At 68.3% G+C, this 17,164-nt stretch carries 14 protein-coding genes; 4 read left to right on the top strand and 10 right to left on the bottom strand.

Annotated elements, in window-relative coordinates:
- The first annotated feature begins 38 nt into the window (after nucleotides 1-38).
- Together ACFY0T_RS32580 and ACFY0T_RS32575 are read left to right on the top strand one after the other, a co-directional pair.
- Nucleotides 39-1,151 (top strand): chondroitinase-B domain-containing protein, encoded by a 1,113-nt coding sequence (locus tag ACFY0T_RS32580; protein WP_388878547.1) that lies wholly within the window; start codon nucleotides 39-41, stop codon nucleotides 1,149-1,151.
- 95 nt (nucleotides 1,152-1,246) lie between these two features.
- A complete protein-coding gene (locus ACFY0T_RS32575) occupies nucleotides 1,247-2,041 on the top strand; it encodes an HAD family acid phosphatase (RefSeq protein WP_388878544.1) in 795 nt (264 codons plus the stop codon).
- Here the strand turns inward: ACFY0T_RS32575 and ACFY0T_RS32570 are convergent.
- Nucleotides 2,038-4,257: a family 43 glycosylhydrolase gene (locus ACFY0T_RS32570; protein WP_388878541.1), complete on the bottom strand. Its 2,220-nt coding sequence runs from the start codon at nucleotides 4,255-4,257 to the stop codon at nucleotides 2,038-2,040. The genes ACFY0T_RS32575 and ACFY0T_RS32570 overlap by 4 nt on opposite strands.
- Before the next feature lie 263 nt (nucleotides 4,258-4,520).
- Here ACFY0T_RS32570 and ACFY0T_RS32565 point away from each other — a divergent pair, with 263 nt between their 5' ends.
- A complete protein-coding gene (locus ACFY0T_RS32565) occupies nucleotides 4,521-5,678 on the top strand; it encodes a right-handed parallel beta-helix repeat-containing protein (protein WP_388878538.1) in 1,158 nt (385 codons plus the stop codon).
- A gap of 151 nt (nucleotides 5,679-5,829) precedes the next feature.
- Here the strand turns inward: ACFY0T_RS32565 and ACFY0T_RS32560 are convergent, their stop codons facing one another.
- The 4 genes from ACFY0T_RS32560 to ACFY0T_RS32545 form a co-directional block, all read right to left on the bottom strand.
- Nucleotides 5,830-7,512 (bottom strand): rhamnogalacturonan lyase B N-terminal domain-containing protein, encoded by a 1,683-nt coding sequence (locus tag ACFY0T_RS32560; RefSeq protein WP_388878535.1) that lies wholly within the window; start codon nucleotides 7,510-7,512, stop codon nucleotides 5,830-5,832.
- Nucleotides 7,513-7,543: 31 nt separating this feature from the next.
- On the bottom strand, nucleotides 7,544-8,374 hold the full coding sequence (locus ACFY0T_RS32555) for a pectate lyase (protein WP_388878532.1): 831 nt from the start codon (nucleotides 8,372-8,374) through the stop codon (nucleotides 7,544-7,546).
- A gap of 86 nt (nucleotides 8,375-8,460) precedes the next feature.
- On the bottom strand, nucleotides 8,461-9,330 hold the full coding sequence (locus tag ACFY0T_RS32550; RefSeq protein WP_388878529.1) for a hypothetical protein: 870 nt from the start codon (nucleotides 9,328-9,330) through the stop codon (nucleotides 8,461-8,463).
- A complete protein-coding gene (locus tag ACFY0T_RS32545) occupies nucleotides 9,327-9,893 on the bottom strand; it encodes a SigE family RNA polymerase sigma factor (protein ID WP_369245700.1) in 567 nt (188 codons plus the stop codon). Before ACFY0T_RS32545 ends, ACFY0T_RS32550 begins: the two co-directional genes overlap by 4 nt.
- A gap of 257 nt (nucleotides 9,894-10,150) precedes the next feature.
- Between ACFY0T_RS32545 and ACFY0T_RS32540 the strand changes: the two genes are divergently transcribed.
- Nucleotides 10,151-11,602: an NCS2 family permease gene (locus tag ACFY0T_RS32540; RefSeq protein ID WP_388878525.1), complete on the top strand. Its 1,452-nt coding sequence runs from the start codon at nucleotides 10,151-10,153 to the stop codon at nucleotides 11,600-11,602.
- 106 nt (nucleotides 11,603-11,708) lie between these two features.
- Here the strand turns inward: ACFY0T_RS32540 and ACFY0T_RS32535 are convergent, their stop codons facing one another.
- From ACFY0T_RS32535 to ACFY0T_RS32515, 5 genes are all read right to left on the bottom strand, one after another.
- Nucleotides 11,709-13,160, bottom strand: coding sequence for a peptidoglycan D,D-transpeptidase FtsI family protein (locus ACFY0T_RS32535; protein WP_388878523.1), 1,452 nt, complete (start codon nucleotides 13,158-13,160; stop codon nucleotides 11,709-11,711).
- A gap of 55 nt (nucleotides 13,161-13,215) precedes the next feature.
- Nucleotides 13,216-13,866 (bottom strand): response regulator, encoded by a 651-nt coding sequence (locus ACFY0T_RS32530; RefSeq protein WP_388878520.1) that lies wholly within the window; start codon nucleotides 13,864-13,866, stop codon nucleotides 13,216-13,218.
- Complete coding sequence (locus ACFY0T_RS32525) at nucleotides 13,863-15,122, bottom strand: sensor histidine kinase (RefSeq protein ID WP_388878517.1); 1,260 nt, start codon at nucleotides 15,120-15,122, stop codon at nucleotides 13,863-13,865. Before ACFY0T_RS32525 ends, ACFY0T_RS32530 begins: the two co-directional genes overlap by 4 nt.
- The gene (locus ACFY0T_RS32520; protein ID WP_388878515.1) at nucleotides 15,119-16,177 is read right to left on the bottom strand and encodes a hypothetical protein; all 1,059 of its coding nucleotides are present in this window, start codon (nucleotides 16,175-16,177) and stop codon (nucleotides 15,119-15,121) included. The genes ACFY0T_RS32525 and ACFY0T_RS32520 overlap by 4 nt, the downstream gene beginning before the upstream one ends.
- Nucleotides 16,178-16,380: 203 nt before the next feature.
- Nucleotides 16,381-17,154, bottom strand: coding sequence for an IclR family transcriptional regulator (locus ACFY0T_RS32515; RefSeq protein WP_028803360.1), 774 nt, complete (start codon nucleotides 17,152-17,154; stop codon nucleotides 16,381-16,383).
- Nucleotides 17,155-17,164: the final 10 nt, after the last annotated feature.

Raw genomic sequence — 17,164 nt, 5'->3', positions numbered from 1 at the left:
GAATCCCCCCAAGAAATCGACGAAAGGACCGCACTCCTATGTCTCGTCGTACCGCTCTCACCCTCGGCGCCGCCCTGGCGCTGGGCTCCGGCCTCGCCGGCCTCCCCACCCAGGCCCAGGCCGCGACCGTCGTGGTCAGCAACTCGACCGATCTGGCCAACGCCATCAAGAACGCCACCGCCGGCACCGTCATCCAGGTGCGCGGCGGCACGTACTACCCGACGGCCACCCTGCAGTCCACGGCCAACGGCACGTCGTCCAGCCCGGTCACGCTCACGGCGTACGGCTCGGAGACAGTGAAGATCGACGGCTCGTCGCTGCCGTCCGGCGACTGGATCTTCAAGCTGACCGCCGACTACTGGAACGTCTCGGGCATCACCTTCCAGAACTCCCCGGACAGCGCCGTCGTCTGCCAGTCCTGCACCGGCACGAACTGGAACAACATCAAGACCATCAACGGCGGCGACTCCGGCTTCACGCTCACCGGCGACGGCACCGTCAACAACACGGTCAAGAACATCGACTCGTACGGGAATTACGACCCCGTCAACCACGGCGAGAACGCGGACGGCGTGGCCGTGAAGTTCGGCTCCGGCACCGGCAACCTGATCACCGGCGCCCGCCTCTACAACAATTCCGACGACGGGATCGACTTCTGGTCCTTCTCCTCGCCCGTCACCGTCGAACACACCTGGTCCTTCGGCAACGGCAAGAACCGCTGGGGCGACTCCGCCTTCGCGGGCGACGGCAACGGCTACAAGCTGGGCGGCGACGGCGAGGTCGTCGCACACGTCGTCAACAACTCCGCCGCCTGGGACGACGCGGGCAACGGCTTCACCGAGAACTCCAACACCGGCGCGATCGTCATCAACCGCACCACCGCGTACGCCAACGGCAAGTACGGCTACTACTTCGCGACCAGCTCCGCGAAGCTCGGCAAGAACCTCGCGGTGAGCAACGGCTCCGCGGCGGTCTCCAAGGGCTCCAAGGTGACCTCCGCCGGCAACAACTGGGACTCCGGCATCTCCACCCCGTCCTTCGTCTCCACGGACGCGAGCACCACGTACAACTCCCGCAAGTCCGACGGCTCCCTGCCCGCGACCACGTTCCTGACGACGGGCAGCACGACGATCGGCGCCACCATGAACTGATCCCGCCGGGGCGCGAGGCCAAGTTGTCTGTGGACTATGTATCGATCAGGCAACGGGCCTCGCGTTCAAGGGGGTGACGCGCGTAGAAACCTGTCATGCATAAGCCACTTCGTATCGCGGCCATCGCCGCCACCTGTGCCGTCGCCGGTGCCGCCCTGTACGGCACCGGCGTCGCAACCGCCGGTCAGTCGACGGCGAACTCGACCCACGAGCCCTACAACATCGGGCAGTTGGTCAAGGACATCGACACCTACTACGGCACCACGCTCGACAGCAACGGCGTGTACCAGGCGTCCTCGGACAGCCCGTACGCCAAGGACCTGGCGCGTCTCGACACCGACGCCAAGAAGTACATAGACAAGGCGGCGCGCAAGGCGCACCACCGGGGCGAGAACCCCGCGGTCGTCTTCGACATCGACGACACGCTGCTGCTCTCCCTCGACTACGAGAAGAAGACCAACTACACGTACAACTCGGCTTCTTGGGCCGCCTACGTGGCCCAGGCCGACCGTCCCGCCGTCTTCGGCACCCCCGAACTCGTCGAGTACGCCGAGTCCAAGGGTGTCGAGGTCTTCTACAACTCGGGTCTGAAGGAGTCGCAGCGCGCCTCCGCGGTCGAGAACCTGAAGAAGGTCGGCGTCGACATCAACCTCGACGCCGACCACATGTTCCTCAAGGACGCGGCCAACCCGCCCGCGTACCTGAGCGACTGCGCCACCGCCGCCGCCTGGAACTGCACCACGGTGCAGTACAAGTCCGGCACCCGCAAGCACATCGAGTCCCTCGGGTACGACATCGTCGCCAACTTCGGCGACCAGTACTCCGACCTCGAAGGCGGCTACGCCGACAAGACGTTCAAGGTCCCGAACCCGACGTACTTCGTCAGCTAATTCGTGGAGCCGATCCGTACGGGGCGGATCGACTCCAGGGTCGGCACCACCGGCTTGATCGTGCCGTCGTCCGCGAATTCCAGGCGGTCGACGGTGGTCTCCCGGTGCGTGCCGTCCCCGCCGGGCTTGCCGGGGCCGTTCAGGGCGAACCGGTGGTAGACGATGTACCAGTCGTCGGTGCCGGGGACGTTCACCACGGAGTGGTGACCGGTGCCCTTGATGCCGTACTCCGGGCGCTTGGACAGGATCGTGCCCCGCTTGGTCCAGGGACCGAGCGGGGACGGTCCCGTCGCGTAGGCGACGTGGTAGTTCTCGCTGCGGGTGTCGTCCTCGGACCACATGAAGTAGTACGTGCCCTGCCGCTTGACCACGAAGGATCCCTCGCGGAAGCCGGCCGGGGTGATGTCCTTCACCTTCGTCGCGTCGAACGACACCATGTCGTCGTTCAGCGGCACGACGTACCCGTGCCCGTTGCCCCAGTAGAGATACGACTGGCCGTCGTCGTCCGTGAAGACCGCCGGGTCGATCATCTGGCCCGTGAACTGCCCCTTGGCGACCAGGGGTTTGCCGAGCGCGTCCTTGAAGGGACCTGCGGGGGAGTCCGCGACGGCTACGCCGATCTGCTGCTCGGCGCAGAAGTAGAAGTAGTACCTGCCGTCCCGCTCGGCGATGGCCGGGGCCCAGGCGTTCTTGTCCGCCCAGGACACATCAGGCCCCAGGCCGAGGATCACGCCGTGGTCCTTCCAGTGCACCAGGTCCTTCGACGAGTACGCCTTGAAGCTGGTTCCGCTCCAGCCCGAGTAGCCGTCCGTCGTCGGGTAGATCCAGTACTGGCCGTCCAGGTAGTGGACGTCGGGGTCGGCGTTGAGGCCCGGGAGGACCGGACTGCGGGTCGGCACCGCCTCGACCGTCCAGGTGCGGGTGGCTCCGTCCGCCGCCGTCACCGTGTACGTCTGCGGCTTGCGGAAGTCGCGACGCGTGCCGGACCTGGGGCTCGACTCGGCGCCCGCGCCGAGCCACAGCTGCGGCGCGAGCCGCGAGAGATCGATGCCGGGCTCCATCGGCAGCACGACCTTCGAGGAGGGCTCGGTGACGACGGCGTACCCCCTCTGCCCGTGCGCCGTCGCGTCCACGACCGAGGTCCCGGTGGCCGGATACGCGGCGAGCAGCCGGTCGTACTCCGCCTGCGTCACCGGCATCACGGTGCCGTGCCGCGGGCTGGCGGGCAGCTGGTAGTCGGTGGACATGGTCCACTTGCCGGAGTCGAGGTCGGTCGTCTCTAAGGGGACGTAGCCGCGGCCGCCGTACTCGTCGATGAACAGGTACCACTTGTTCTCGGTGTTCGACTTGAAGACCGTCGGGCCCTCGCCGCGGTCGATCGAGCCGCTGCCGATGCAGTCGGAGACGAAGTCGTACGACGTGTCCGTGAGCGACGTCGACTTCTCCGCGGTGATGAACTTCGAGCAGGGGCTGGACGAGGTGGGATCGCGCTCGTCCTTGGTGTAGCGGTAGTAACTGCCCTTGTTCTTGATGACCGTTGAGTCGATCACCGAGTAGCCGGGGTCGTCCCAGACCTTCGGCTCGCTGAAGGTGCGGAAGTCCTTCGTGGTGGCGTGCAGCATCTTGTTGTACGTCGATCCGGTGTGGTCGGGATCGTCGTCGGCGTAGAGCTTGGACGCCCAGAAGACGACGTACTCGCCGAGTGTGTCGTCCCAATAGGCCTCCGGGGCCCAGGTGTTGCCCGCGTTGTCGGGGGCGACCTTCACCAGCCGCTGGTCGGTCCAGTGGACCAGGTCGGTGGACTCCCAGATCATGATGGACCTGCTGCCGTGCCGCTGGACGTAGTCCCAGCTGCCGCTGGAGTTCTTGTACATCTTCAGGTCGGTGGCGATGAGATAGAACTTGTCGCCCTCGGGGGAGCGGATCACGAACGGATCGCGCAGCCCCTTCTCACCCAGGTCCGAGGTGAGGACGGGCTTTCCGGCGTTCAACTCCCGCCAGTGCAAGGGGTCGTTGCCGCGGCTGAGGGCGTAGCGGATCTGCTCGCCGTCGGCCGTGCCCTCGCCGGTGAAGTAGGCGAAGAGGTAGCCGGCGTACTTCTGTTGGTTCACGTGAGGTGCTCCGGGTTGCGCGGCGGGGCTGGGCGGTGCCGCGAGCAGGCCCAGCAGCAGGGCGAGGAGGGGGATCAGGAGCGTGCGGGCGGTGCGGCGTCGCATGACACATCCTGTCGGAGTCTGATGGATTCTGTTGGCTGAACTGCCCTCGGAGTGTCACCAGTTGGGGACGGTGCGTCAATCGATGCGGGCGGGGTGAGCGTGGCGAAAAATTTCGATCGCTTTCGTACGGACGCTGGCAACCTTCTCGGCCGCGGCGGCGACCAGGAATCAGAAGCGGGCCGGGGTGGCCCCTCCGGCCCGCTTCGCGGCAGCTCCGATTCCCCAGGAGCGGCAGCCTCATTTCCCTAGGAAAGGAACGCCCCGTGCTTCAGAGCATCGGACGCCACCGCAGGACCCGCACGCTCTCGATCGCCGCCGCGGTGGCCGTCGCCGCGGGGGCGGGTGGCGTCTACCTCGGCCTCTCGGACAACGGTTCGGCGCAGGCCGCCGCCACCACGGTCACCGTCTCCACCGCCGCCCAGCTGCAGTCGGCCGTCGCCAATGCCGCCGCCGGTACGACCATCCAGGTGCGCGGCGGCACCTACTACCCGACGGCCACGCTCAAGTCCACGGCGAACGGCACCAGTTCCACGCGCATCACGCTGACCGCGTACGGCAGCGAGAAGGTGAAGATCGACGGCTCCAAGCTCGCCGACGGCTCCTGGCTGGCCGGGATCTACGGCGACTACTGGACCGTCCAGAACATCACCTGGCAGAACTCGCCCGCCCAGGGCTTCGTCGCCACCTCGTCCGTCGGCGGCATCTTCAAGAACCTGGTCACCGCGAACAACGGTGACTCGGGCTTCACCCTGCGCGGCGACGGCACGACCAGCAACCTCGTGCAGAACCTGGACAGTTACGGCAACTACGACGCGGCGGGCCACGGCCAGAACGCCGACGGCATCGCCGTCAAGTTCGGCTCCGGCACCGGCAACAAGATCACCGGCGCCCGCCTCTTCAACAATTCGGACGACGGCCTCGACCTCTGGCAGTTCTCCTCGCCCGTCACCATCGAGCACTCCTGGGCCTTCGGCAACGGCAAGAACCGCTGGAACGACTCGGCCTTCGAGGGCAACGGCAACGGCTTCAAGCTCGGTGGCGGAGGCGTCGCGGTCGCGCACGTCGTGAACAACAACGCGGCCTGGGACAACACCCTCAACGGCTTCACCGAGAACTCCAACACCGGTGCCATCGCGCTCAACCGCAACACCGCGTACGCCAACACCGAGGCGGGCTTCTACTTCGCCACGGGCAAGGCGCGGCTCGCCGGGAACCTCGCGGTGAGCAACAAGGGCGGCCTGGCCAAGCTCGGCTCCTCGACGGTCTCCGCGGCCAACAACTGGGACAGCGGGGTCTCCACGCCGTCGTTCAAGTCCACGGACGCGACGACCGCGTACGGGGCCCGCTCGTCGAGCGGTTCGCTGCCCTCGACGACGTTCCTGACGACGGGCTCCACGACGATCGGCTCGACGATGAACTGACGCCCTCTGCAACCCGGCGAGTGAGCCGAAGGGGCGCGCCGGTCTCGACACCGGCTGTAGCGCCCCGGAGGCGAACCGAGCCAAAAAAAGGGGGGCAACGCCCCCGCCGGTCGTCACCGGCGGGGGCGTTCTTCTGCTGACCGAGGGGGGCTCAGGTCAGCAGGTCAATGCAGTCGAACGACGTGCCCGGGCTGAGGTAGGCCGAGCCGGTCGAACCACTGACGATATTGAGCTTGAGCACGTTGTACTGACTGACGTCCGACTTCCACGCACTGTTAGGGACGTTGAAAGTGAAGACGTGGTTGTTTCCCCGGTACGAACCCGTGGTGAGCGAGCGCGTCGAGGGCTGCGTGGGCGCCGACGGGACCGCCGACACCCAGTCATTGACAGATACCCGCGGACGCCCGTTCAGGAACGCGTCGGTCACACCGACGCGCAGGGTGTGCGCGGCGGCGGCCTGCGCGGCGGTCAGCCTGAAGTAGACGAGAATGCCGTCGTTGACGCCCTTCCACATGTACGCCGGGAAGGACGCGGCCTCGCTGCCACTGCCGATGGTGACGTTGCCGGTCCACTTCGACGCACGGGCGTCGGAGGGATGCGCGTACGTCATCAGCTTGGCGTTCTTGAACTCGCCGGGCGTACCGTCCCAGTCGCCGAGCCGCCAGATCGTCTTCGCGGCGGACGGGTCGCCGGTGACGGTGATGCTGTGGAGCGAGGTCGTCGCGCCGGCCGTCACCTTCACCTCGCTCGTGTGTACGGCGAGTTCGCCCTTGTAGACGGTCAGCGTGTACGTCCCCGGCAGCATCCCCGGGCAGGAGAAGGCGCCGGTGACCGACGCGGCCTTCGCCCAGTACTGGGCGTCCTTGTTGGCGAAGCCCACCGTGTAGGCGTACTTCGCGTCCATGCCCTTGAGCCCGACGCCCGCGGCCTTGCCGCGCCCCGCCTTGCCCACCCAGCCGGTGATGCCGAGCCCGTCCACCCAGGAGGTGTCGAGGTTCGCGTGGAACAGCGAGGATGAGGGGGCGCCGCCGTCGGTGAAGTTCAGCACGTACGGGCCCTGGAGCCCGAAGCGCTCGGCCTCCGTCTGCGCTTCGTTGTAGTGCAGGATCTCGTACAGCCCCGCGCCCTTGTCGTTCGAGTGCCGCAGCAGCGAGCGGTAGAAGGGGCCGCCGGACGCCTTCTCGTGGTGGGAGCGCACCAGCCACAGGGCGGCCGAACCGGTGGTGAAGCCGATGTAGTCGTAGTCGAGGGTGCGCTTGCCCGAGTAGTGCTTGGAGTGCGTCGTGCCGTCCGCGCGCTTCCAGACGTCACCGGCCTCGATGATCGTGTCGGAGGCCTCGATCCAGGAGTCCGAGCCCTCGTTGGGGAAGACCCCGGGCTTGAGGCGGACGATGTAGCGGGTCGCGGTGAAGGACGCGTCGGCCTTGTTGGTCCACAGGTAGACGCTGTTCTGGCCGCTGCGGGCCGCGTACCACTGGGTGATCGCGCCGTGCGCCACCTTTACCAGGATCGTCGACCCGGACTTCTTGACGGTGACGGTGGAGGCGCCGAGCCCCGACTCGACGTGCGAGTGCTTGCCGCCGTAGCCCTCGTACTCCTTGCCCTTGTAGGCCAAAGACGTGATGTCGCCCGTGGACTTGGAGACCTTGAAGACGAGGGAGGCGCCGGTGTCGACGACGTAGTTCGACCCGTCGTCCGTGTAACCGAAGGTGGCGGCGGAGGCGGACGAGAGGAGGCCGGCGCCTCCCGCTACGGCGGCGCCGGTGGCGGTGACGCCGATCGCGGAGGCCCCGAGCACACGTCTGCGCGTGAGGTGCTTCTTGTGCGTGCTCAAGGAACGTGCTCCGTCATACTTGAAGGTTCACTTAGTTGTAGGTGATGTCAGATGACGAGAACTTGCACGTGGTTCCATCCGGGCCGGTGCCCAGCTCCGTGGGCTCCTTGCCGGTGTTGTTGCCCTGGAAGCGCACGCAGGTCTTGATCTTCTTCTTGCTGTCGCCGTGGATGCGGACGTTGCGCAGGGAGGCGGTGTCGCCGTAGTTCGCGTTGACGCCGACGATCGCCTTGAGCGGCGCCGTCACGTCCACGTCGTTGATGATGATCGTGCGCTTGTACTGCGTCTTGCAGTTGCCGCAGGAGCGCACCAGCTTGCCGGAGTTCTCGACCTGGAACTTGCTGACGACCAGCTTGCCCGCGCCGTTGAACTGGAGGACCTTGTCGTCGGCCCCCTTGGCGCCACCGCCGTAGACCTTGTACACGGCCGACGACGACTTGCCCTTGAAGCTCGCCGCGTCCTCGCCGACGTCCAGCCACCACACGTTCTGCAGCGTGCAGCTGCCCAGGCAGTGCACGCCGTCGGCGGCCGGGCTGCCGATGATCACATTCTTCAGGACGGCACCGTCCGCCAGCTCGAAGATCGGGTCCTGGCCCTCGTCCTGACCGCTGCCGCCGAGGTCGCCGCTGCCGTAGAACTTCGTCAGCTTGCCGTCGTACGTGCCCGAGACCGGGATCGTCTTCGACACGGCCTTGCTGCCCTTGGCGTCCGGCCACGCCGTCGCCGCGCCCGCCGAGCCCAGCATCGAGGTCGTGACGATCGCCGCACCGGTGAGGCCGAGAGCGGCCGCACCGCCGATGATCGCGCGCCGCTTGGTGACCCGACGGCGGTGGCGTGCAGACTGTTCAACTCGTGCAGTCATGAACCGAGTTCCTTGAGTGGGAGGAGATCGTTGCGTCTCCTGGTCGCCACTGCGGAGGAAAGGGTTGCCGCGTCCGCGGAACTTTCTTACGAGTCACCTTCGTCGGTGTTCTGGGCCGCGAAGTCACCGGTCGGTGCGGACTGTTCGCCGTCCTTGGCGGTGGCCGTGATCGAGTAGCTGTCGTCCTTCGCGTCCCGGCCGCCGCGGTCGTGGTCGTACTGGCCCGCGAACACCCACTCGCCCGGCCAGACCGTGTGATCCGGCTTGAGCACCCAGGTGTAGACGAGGAAGCCGTCCTTCTCCTCGACCGTCGTCGTGAAGTCGTCCTCGGGCAGCGAACGCCAGGCACCCGCGTCGCTCACCCCGCCGGTCTGCTTGATCTTCAACTCGACGGTGAGTGAGGTGAGTTGCTTGCTCGTCTTCAGGGTCACATTGCTCTGCGCCCAGAAGTCGTTGCTGTGCGGGTCGACCGAGCCGTCGGACCAGAGCGGGCCGTCCGTGTTGCCCGTGGCGGGCGGCTGGGCCGTGGCGGAGGCGGAACTCCCGGGCGTCGGGGACCCCGAGGGCGGCGAACTCGGCTTCTCGGAGTGCTTCGACGTACCGGAACGGTGGGTGGGGTCCGGGGCGATCGGCGCCCGGCTGGTCGCGTCCGGCGACCCCTCGGGGGTCGGCGAGACCGCGACGGTTTGCTGCGGCGGGGTGTCCTCCTTCACCGCCGAGGCGACCGCGTAGCCGCCCACCGCGAGAACGCTCGCGACCGCGGCCGTGGCGCCCACGACGCGGGCCCAGCCGAGCAGCGGCGGACGCGCCGCGCGCCGCGAGGGCCGCCGCTCGTCGGCGCCCGCCATCCCGCGCTCCACCCGGGCCAGGATGTGCGCGCGGTCGGGCTCGTGCGCCTCGGCCGCCTCACGTAGCGCGGCGCGCAGCTCGTCGTGCACGTCCTGCGCCTTCCTCATCGGTCCCTACCTCCGGCTCCGCCCGTGGGCAGCACCCCCGCGTGCACCCGCATCGGGGCCTCGTCGGTGCCGAGAAGCCGCTTCAATTCCGCCATGCCCTTCGACGTCTGACTCTTCACCGTACCCACGGAAACACCGAGGGCGAGAGCCGTGTCCTTCTCCGAGAGGTCGAAAGCATGCCGCAGAACGACACACGCGCGCTTGCGGAACGGTAGCCTGCGCAGCGCTTCCTGGACATCGATCTTGCCCGGTATGTCGGGGTTCTCGGTCTTGTCCTCACGCTGCGACCAGAACAACGTGATCCGTCGGCGCTCCCGTACGGCGCTGCGGATGCGCGTGCGGGCGAGGTTGGCGACCACCCCGCGCGCGTACGCCACCGGATGGTCCGCCGCTCGGACCCGGTCCCAGCGGTGCCACAGCGCGAGCAGCGCGTCCGCCGCCAGATCGTCGGCGGCGTCCGGCTCACCCGTCAACAGGTTGGCCAGGCGGGCCAGTTCGGCATAGTGCCGTTCGAAGAAGGCGTGGAACTCCACGGAGGCGGCGTCGTCGACGACAGTGCCCACGGGCGACCTCTCCTCGCTGTGGCTTTCGGACGGGGACGGGCTGCGTGCGTTGATCAACCCTGCGTGTCACCTGTGAAGGAATGGTGATCATGCGGGCGAGATGCGAGAGCGTACCAGCGTTCCGTACAGGACTTCGAACGTCGTATGGCGGGCCGAACTCGATTCCGTAACACGGAGAAAACCTGAAAGCGGTTCAACGCGGGAACAATCCAGCCAGCATCCGCACACCCAGCACGCAGGTAACGAGGAGTAACACCATGCCCGACACACAGAAGGTGACCGACCGGCCAAGTGCCGCGCCACCCGCGGCGAACAGCGTCGACCGGTTCTTCAAGATCTCCTCCCGGGGCTCCACCTTCGGCCGGGAGATACGCGGCGGCTTCGCCACGTTCTTCACCATGGCCTACATCCTTGTCCTGAATCCGATCATCCTGGGCAGCGCCAAGGACAAGTTCGGGCACCAGCTCGACGCCGTCCAACTCACCACCGCCACCGCCCTGGTGGCCGCGGTCATGACGATCATCATGGGCGTCGGCGGCAACCTCCCGCTCGCCCTCGCTGCCGGTCTCGGCCTCAACGCCGTCGTCGCCTTCCAGATCGCCCCGCTGATGAGCTGGGACGACGCGATGGGCCTGATCGTCCTGGAAGGCCTGCTCATCTGCGTGTTGGTGGTGACGGGCCTGCGCGAAGCCGTCATGCACGCGATACCGCAGCCGCTGAAGCAGGCCATCAGCGTCGGCATCGGCCTCTTCATCGCCTTCATCGGCTTCGTCGACGCCGGGTTCGTCACCCGTATCCCGGACGTCGCGCACACGACGGTTCCGGTGCAGCTCGGCGGCACGGGCGCGCTGGCCGGCTGGCCGATTCTCGTTTTCTGCCTCGGCGTTCTGCTGACCATCGGGCTGCTCGCGCGCAAGGTCAAGGGCGCGATCCTCATCAGCATCGTCACCATGACGATCGTGGCGATCATCATCAACTCCACCGCGGACATCAAGAGTTGGGGCCTGACCACCCCGAAGGTCCCCGACGACGTGGTCGCCTCACCGGACTTCGGACTCCTCGGTCACTTCAGCCTGTTCGGCGCCTTCGGCGAGACCAGCGCGATCACGGTCGTCCTGCTGGTCTTCACGCTGATCCTGTCCGACTTCTTCGACACCATGGGCACGGTCGTCGGCATCAGCGCGGAAGCGGGCCTCCTCGACGAGGAGGGCAAGGTGCCCAACCTCGGCAGGGTGCTGCTCATCGACGGTGCGGCGGCTGTCGCCGGCGGTGCGGCGTCGGCCTCCTCATCGACGTCGTACATCGAGTCGGCGGCAGGGGTCGGTGAGGGGGCGCGTACCGGGTTCGCCAACCTGGTCACCGGTGGGTTGTTCGCGCTTGCGCTCTTCCTGACCCCGCTGCTCACGATCGTCCCGCTGCAGGCCGCCGCGCCCGCCCTCGTCGCGGTCGGGTTCCTGATGATGACTCAGGTCAAGCACATCGACTGGGACAAGTACGAGATCGCCATCCCGGCGTTTTTGACCATCGCGGTGATGCCGTTCACGTACTCGATCACCAACGGCATTGGCGCCGGGTTCCTCGCGTATGTCCTGATCAAGACCGTGCTGGGGAAGGCCAAGGACGTCCACTGGCTGCTGTGGGGGGCCTCGGCGCTGTTCCTGGTGTACTTCGCGATCGATCCCGTGGAGCAGTTGTTCGGAGTGAAGTAGCCGGTCGGACGACTGCGGGCCGTATGTGGCTGGTCGCGCCCACGCGGCGGAGCCGCACAGTGTCACAGCCCCGCGCCCCTGAAGAACGGGGCGCGGGGGTGGGCCCTCAGTTCTTCAGTGCTGCCTGCATCATCGCCTTGGCCACCGGGGCCGCCAGGCCGTTGCCGCTGACCTCGGAGCGGGCCGCGTCGGACTGTTCGACGATGACCGCGACGGCGACTTCCTTGCCGTTGGAGTCGGACTTGGCGTACGACGTGAACCAGGCGTACGGCGTCTTGCTGTTGTTCTCGCCGTGCTGAGCCGTACCGGTCTTGCCGCCCACGGTGGCGCCGGAGATCTTCGCGTTGGTGCCCGTGCCCTCCTCGACGACCGTCTGCATCGCGGACTGGAGCTGCTCGGCTGTGGACGAGCTGACGATCTCCTTGGTGTCCGTTTTGTCGTCGTAGTTCTTCAGCACATTGCCGTCGGCGTCACTGGTCTGCGACACCATATGCGGCGAGACCAGCTTGCCGTCGTTGGCTATGGCCGCCGACACCATGGCCATCTGGAGCGGGGTCGCGGTCACATCGAACTGGCCGATGCCGGTCTGCGCCGTGGACGACTTCTCCATGTCCGAGGGGTACACGCTGGCGTACGCCCGGACCGGTACGTCCTGCGTCTCGTCGTTGAAGCCGAACTTCTCGGCCATCGCCTTGACCTTGTCCTGGCCCAGGTCGACGGCCATTTTCGCGAAGACGTTGTTGCAGGAGTACTGGAGCGCGACGCGGATCGACGCGTTCTTGCAGGGCGCGTTCGGGTTCTCGTTCGACAGCACCCGGGTGGTGCCCGGCAGTGTGTACGGGTCCGGGCTGGCCGTCTTCTCGTCCACGTCCGAGTACAGCCCGTCCTCCAGTGCGGCCGCCGCGACGACCAGCTTGAACGTCGAGCCGGGCGGCAGCGGCTGCCGCAGCGCGCGGTTCACCAGCGGCTTGTCGGGGTCGTTCTTCAGCTTCTTCCAGACGCTGTCGTTGCCCGCGCTGATCGTCGTGGGGTCGTACGACGGTGTCGAGACGACCGCGAGGATCTTGCCCGTCTTCGGGTCGATCGCGACGGCCGCGCCCTTCTTGTCACCGAGCGCGTCGTACGCCGCCTTCTGCACCTCCGGGTCGATCGTCGTGATCACGTCACCGGGGTCGGCGCGCTTGTTGGTGATCGCGTCGAGCGGGTTCTTCAGCTGGCTGTCGGTGCCGTCCAGCAGATCCTGGTAGATGCCCTCCAGCTGGGTCGCCCCGTACACCTGCGAGCTGTAGCCCGTGACCGCCGCGTACAGACTGCCGTCCTTGTACGTGCGCTTGTACTTGAGGTCGCTTCCTGTCGTCTTCGCGGAACCGGTGATCGCGTCTCCGGCCACGATGATGTCCCCGAGCGGGTTCGCGTACAGCGAGATCGCGTTCCGCCGGTTGTCCTTGTCGTCCGCGAGCGCCTGGCCGTCGTAGAACTGCACCCAGGTCGCCCTGACCAACAGGGCGAGCACGAGCAGCAGAGTGAAGACGGCGGCACGCCTGATCGTCTTGTTCATCCCGCTCAGGAAGACGAGGGAAGAGGTGCGGATCGTTCCCTTCCGCCCGGATTTCTCATGACTCCTTCATGAAGCCCGCTTCGTAGGCCGCGATCACCGCCTGGGTGCGGTCCCGGGTGCCCGTCTTCGCCAGGACAGCGGCGACGTGGGTCTTCACCGTCGCGGTGCCGACGCCCATGCGCCCGGCGATCTCGGCGTTCGTGAGGCCCGTGGCCATCAGCCGCAGGACGTCGCCCTCCCGTGCGGTGAGCTTCGCCACCCACGGCGGCGCGGCAGGCCGTGACCGCGCGTGCTCGGCGGCCAGCGCCCGCACCGCCGACGGGAACAGCAGCGTGTCGCTGCACGCGACCAGCCGTACGGCCTGGACGAGCGCGTCCGCGTCGGCGCGCTTGAGCAGGAAGCCCGAGGCTCCGGCGCGCAGCGCCTCGTATACATAGGCGTCGTTCTCGAAGGTGGTCACGACGACGATGCGCGGGGGATCGGGGAGCGTCGCCAGGATCTGCTCGGTGGCCCGGATGCCGTCGATCTCGGGCATGCGGACGTCCATGAGGACGACGTCCGGCTTCAGCTCCCGGACGACGGACACCGCCTCGGCACCGGTTGCCGCCTCACCGACGACCTCCAGGTCGGGCTCGGCGGCGAGGATCACACGCAGCGCGGTGCGCACCATGCGTTCGTCGTCGGCGAGGACGATACGGAGGGTCATACGGGTCCTTCGTTTCTCTCGACGGGCAGTCGTACGGTCAGGCGCCACACGCCGTCGGCGGGGCCCGCTTCGGCCGTGCCGCCCAGGAGCCGGGCACGGTCGGCGATGCCGCGCAAGCCATGGCCGCCGCCGGGGCGGGGAGCAGTGGCCCGCGGGGCGGGGTTCTCGGCGGTGATCTCCAGGTCCTTGTCGTGCAGAGCGAGCCGCAGGGTCACCGGTGTTCCCGGCCCCGTGTGCCTCAGCGCGTTGCTCAAGGCCTCCTGCACGATGCGGTACGCCTCGCGGGAGACGAGCGGGGGCAGGTCTTCCGGTCCCACCTCCACGGCGGCCGTCACCTGGAGGCCACCGGTACGGGTGCGGCGCAGGAGGCCGTCGAGGTCGGCGGCGAGAGTGGGCGCCGGGGCGGTGGACCGCTCATCGCCCTCCCTCAACACGCCCAGCACCGCGTCCAGTTCACCCACCGTCCGGCGGGTCGTCTCCTCGATCGCGGTGAGGGCCTCGCGGACGAAGTCCGGGTCGGTGTCGAGGACACGGCGGGCGGCGCTCGCCTGGAGGGTGACCGCGCTGAGGGCATGGCCGACGGAGTCGTGCAGCTCGCGGGCGAGCCGGTTGCGTACGGCGAGGTCGGCGGCGCGGGCCTCGGCGGCCGCGAGCCGGTCCTCCGGCGTGGGGCCCAGGAGCTCGGGCGCCCAGCGGGCGAGCAGCGCGCCGCAGCCGGCGGCGCATCCGGCCAGGGCGACGAGCGCCGCGACGCCCGCGACCGGCGCGAGCGCCAACGCCCAGGCGTGGTCGAGGACTTCGGGCAGCCCGAGCCGGGTGTCGCCCAGCCAGACGACGACGGGCAGCGCGATCAGCACGACGGCGAACGGCGGCACCGCCAGCGACATCCCGGAGATGACCCCGCCGAACCCGAGGTGCAGCGTGAACCAGGCCGCCGTACGCCCCTTCGCGGCCCGCGTCCGGGCGGGGCCGTACGCGAGCCGGTCCGCGTCGACGCCGCACAGCCACCGCACGGCACCGGACTCCAGCGGCCGGGTCAGCGGGAACAGCGAGGTCAGAGCGGCGAGGGGCAACCCGACGGCGAAGGAGATCAGTTGGAGGGGCAGGTCGTTGAAGACGTAGCGCGAATCGGTGGCCGGCCCGATGACGATCTCGCCGACGAAGACGTACGGCATGGCGAGGGCGCCGCCGAGGATCAGATGGATCCACCGCCGACGCGCCCGCCGTCCGAACAGGAACCGGGCGTACTGGCTCACGCCGACCGCTGTGAAGCCTGCGGCCGCCCGGCCGACCGCTCCGCGAAGAAGTAGGCGCCGACGGTGGCGACGAGGATGCCGACGATCATCTGGCCAGCGTAGGCGAGGTTCATCAGCTGTGTCGGGCGGTCCGCGATGTCGTCCACGCCGCCGAGGGAGGCCAGCGACAGCCAGCCGCCCCAGCAGGCGACGGCACCCGAGCCGACCCAGGCGAGGGCGAGCGGGACCTTGACGGGGAGCACCGCGCCGCGCCGGAAGGCGAGCAGCCAGCCGCCCGCGACGGCGGCGACGAGGAAGCCGACGTACATGGCCTCCAGGACGTAGAAGTCACTGGTCCGGTCCGCCACTCGGCCCTCGCTGAGTCCGGCCGTGGCGCCGCAGGCCCACAGCAGATGCGTGGTGAGCGGGAACAGCGCGAGGAGGGCGGCGGCGACGGCGGTGGCCCTCCCCCAAGCTCTCGGCTTCGCTCGAGCAGGGGGGACCCCCATCGCCGCGCCGATGGCACCGACCGGCAGTTCCCACACCCGCCCGCGCCACAGATGGCCCCAGCGGTCCCGGGCGTAGAGCACGAACAGCGCCCCGAGGGCGAGCCCCTGCACGATGAATCCGCTGTACACGACCCCGAACACCCACTCGTCGAGGAAGGGTTCCCGTCCGGAGCCGTGGTTCGTGCTTCCGCCGAGGGCCTTGACCGCGAGCTGCAGGGGGAACCCGGCCATGATCGGTGCGAGCAGGCCGGTGGCCACCCACATCGGGAAGGCCAGCAGCCACGCGGGGACCCGCAGTCCCCACGGCCGGGTGAGCAGCAGCGCGATCACGATGACGGCGCCGTCCATCAGCACGGTGATGCTGTTCGCCACGGCCATGCCGGTGCGGTGCTCCAGCAGCGAGCTTCCCTCGGGGATACCGATGTGACTCCCGGCGATCCAGGCGATCTTGAGGGAGAGATACGGGGTGCAGGAGACGATGGCGACGGTGCGGAGGATGCGGCGGAGCCGGGCGTTGCCTGTGGCGGGCGTTTCCGCCGGAGTGGAGGGGGCTGCTGTCTGCGTCATGCCTCCACGCTCGCGTGGCGGGCCCTCGATGCACGTCGTGCGCGACGACGATGCGGGTCCGCCGCGCGGGGGAGAAGGTTTTCGCCCCCTCCGCCCCTGCCCGTCCCGAACCAGCCTTTCGGCTGCGGGTGGGTGGGGGCTTGTCGCGCAGTTCCCCGCGCCCCTTCAGGGGCGCGGGGAACTGCGGCCAAAAACCCTCCCGCTCAGAGGCGGCGCGTCGCCAGGGTGAGGCGGTCGCGGGCGTCGAACAGCGCGTCCTTGACCATCTGCTCGTGTGCGGGCGTCAGCCGAGCCACCGGCACCGAGCAGCTGATCGCGTCGCGCGCCGGCGTACGGTACGGGATCGCCACACCGAAGCAGCGCAGCCCCAGCGTGTTCTCCTCGCGGTCCACCGCGAACCCCTGCTCCCGCACCTGGTGCAGCTCCTCGATGAGTTTCTCCCGGTCGGTGATCGTGTGCTCGGTGAGCGCGGGCAGCGTCTCGGGGAGCATTTTGCGGACCTGCTCGTCGGTGTGGGTGGCCAGCAGCGCCTTGCCGAGGGACGTCGAGTGCGCGGGCAGCCGGCGCCCGACGCGCGTGAAGGGGCGCAGGTAGTGCTGGGACTGGCGCGTGGCCAGGTACACGACGTTCGTGCCGTCCAGACGCGCCAGGTGGATCGTCTCCGTGGTGTCGTCGGAGAGCCGGTCAAGGGTGGGCCGGGCCGCGGCGACCACCTCGTCGCCGTCGATGTACGACGTGCCGACCAGCAGCGCCCGTACACCGATCCCGTACCGCGTACCCGTCGCGTCCGTCTCGACCCAGCCGAGCTCCACGAGCGTACGCAGCAGCATGTACAGGCTGGACTTCGGGTATCCGACGGCCTCCTGGACCGCCGCCAGGGAGTGCATTCCGGGCCGGCCGGCGAAGTACTCGAGCAATTCCACGGTCCGCACCGCGGACTTGACCTGCGCCCCGCCGCCTGTCTCGCCTGCCGACATCGCCCTTGAC

Source organism: Streptomyces sp. NPDC001530 (assembly GCF_042894545.1).
Classification (GTDB): Bacteria; Actinomycetota; Actinomycetes; order Streptomycetales; family Streptomycetaceae; genus Streptomyces.
This window is presented reverse-complemented; position numbering and strand designations above follow the sequence as displayed.

Coding starts and splice junctions, on each gene's coding strand:
- ACFY0T_RS32535 (WP_388878523.1), bottom strand. CDS start 13,160: ATGAACAAGACGATCAGGCGTGCCGCCGTCTTCACTCTGCTGCTCGTG.
- ACFY0T_RS32555 (WP_388878532.1), bottom strand. CDS start 8,374: ATGACTGCACGAGTTGAACAGTCTGCACGCCACCGCCGTCGGGTCACC.
- ACFY0T_RS32530 (WP_388878520.1), bottom strand. CDS start 13,866: ATGACCCTCCGTATCGTCCTCGCCGACGACGAACGCATGGTGCGCACC.
- ACFY0T_RS32570 (WP_388878541.1), bottom strand. CDS start 4,257: ATGCGACGCCGCACCGCCCGCACGCTCCTGATCCCCCTCCTCGCCCTG.
- ACFY0T_RS32575 (WP_388878544.1), top strand. CDS start 1,247: ATGCATAAGCCACTTCGTATCGCGGCCATCGCCGCCACCTGTGCCGTC.
- ACFY0T_RS32515 (WP_028803360.1), bottom strand. CDS start 17,154: ATGTCGGCAGGCGAGACAGGCGGCGGGGCGCAGGTCAAGTCCGCGGTG.
- ACFY0T_RS32520 (WP_388878515.1), bottom strand. CDS start 16,177: ATGACGCAGACAGCAGCCCCCTCCACTCCGGCGGAAACGCCCGCCACA.
- ACFY0T_RS32540 (WP_388878525.1), top strand. CDS start 10,151: ATGCCCGACACACAGAAGGTGACCGACCGGCCAAGTGCCGCGCCACCC.
- ACFY0T_RS32550 (WP_388878529.1), bottom strand. CDS start 9,330: ATGAGGAAGGCGCAGGACGTGCACGACGAGCTGCGCGCCGCGCTACGT.
- ACFY0T_RS32580 (WP_388878547.1), top strand. CDS start 39: ATGTCTCGTCGTACCGCTCTCACCCTCGGCGCCGCCCTGGCGCTGGGC.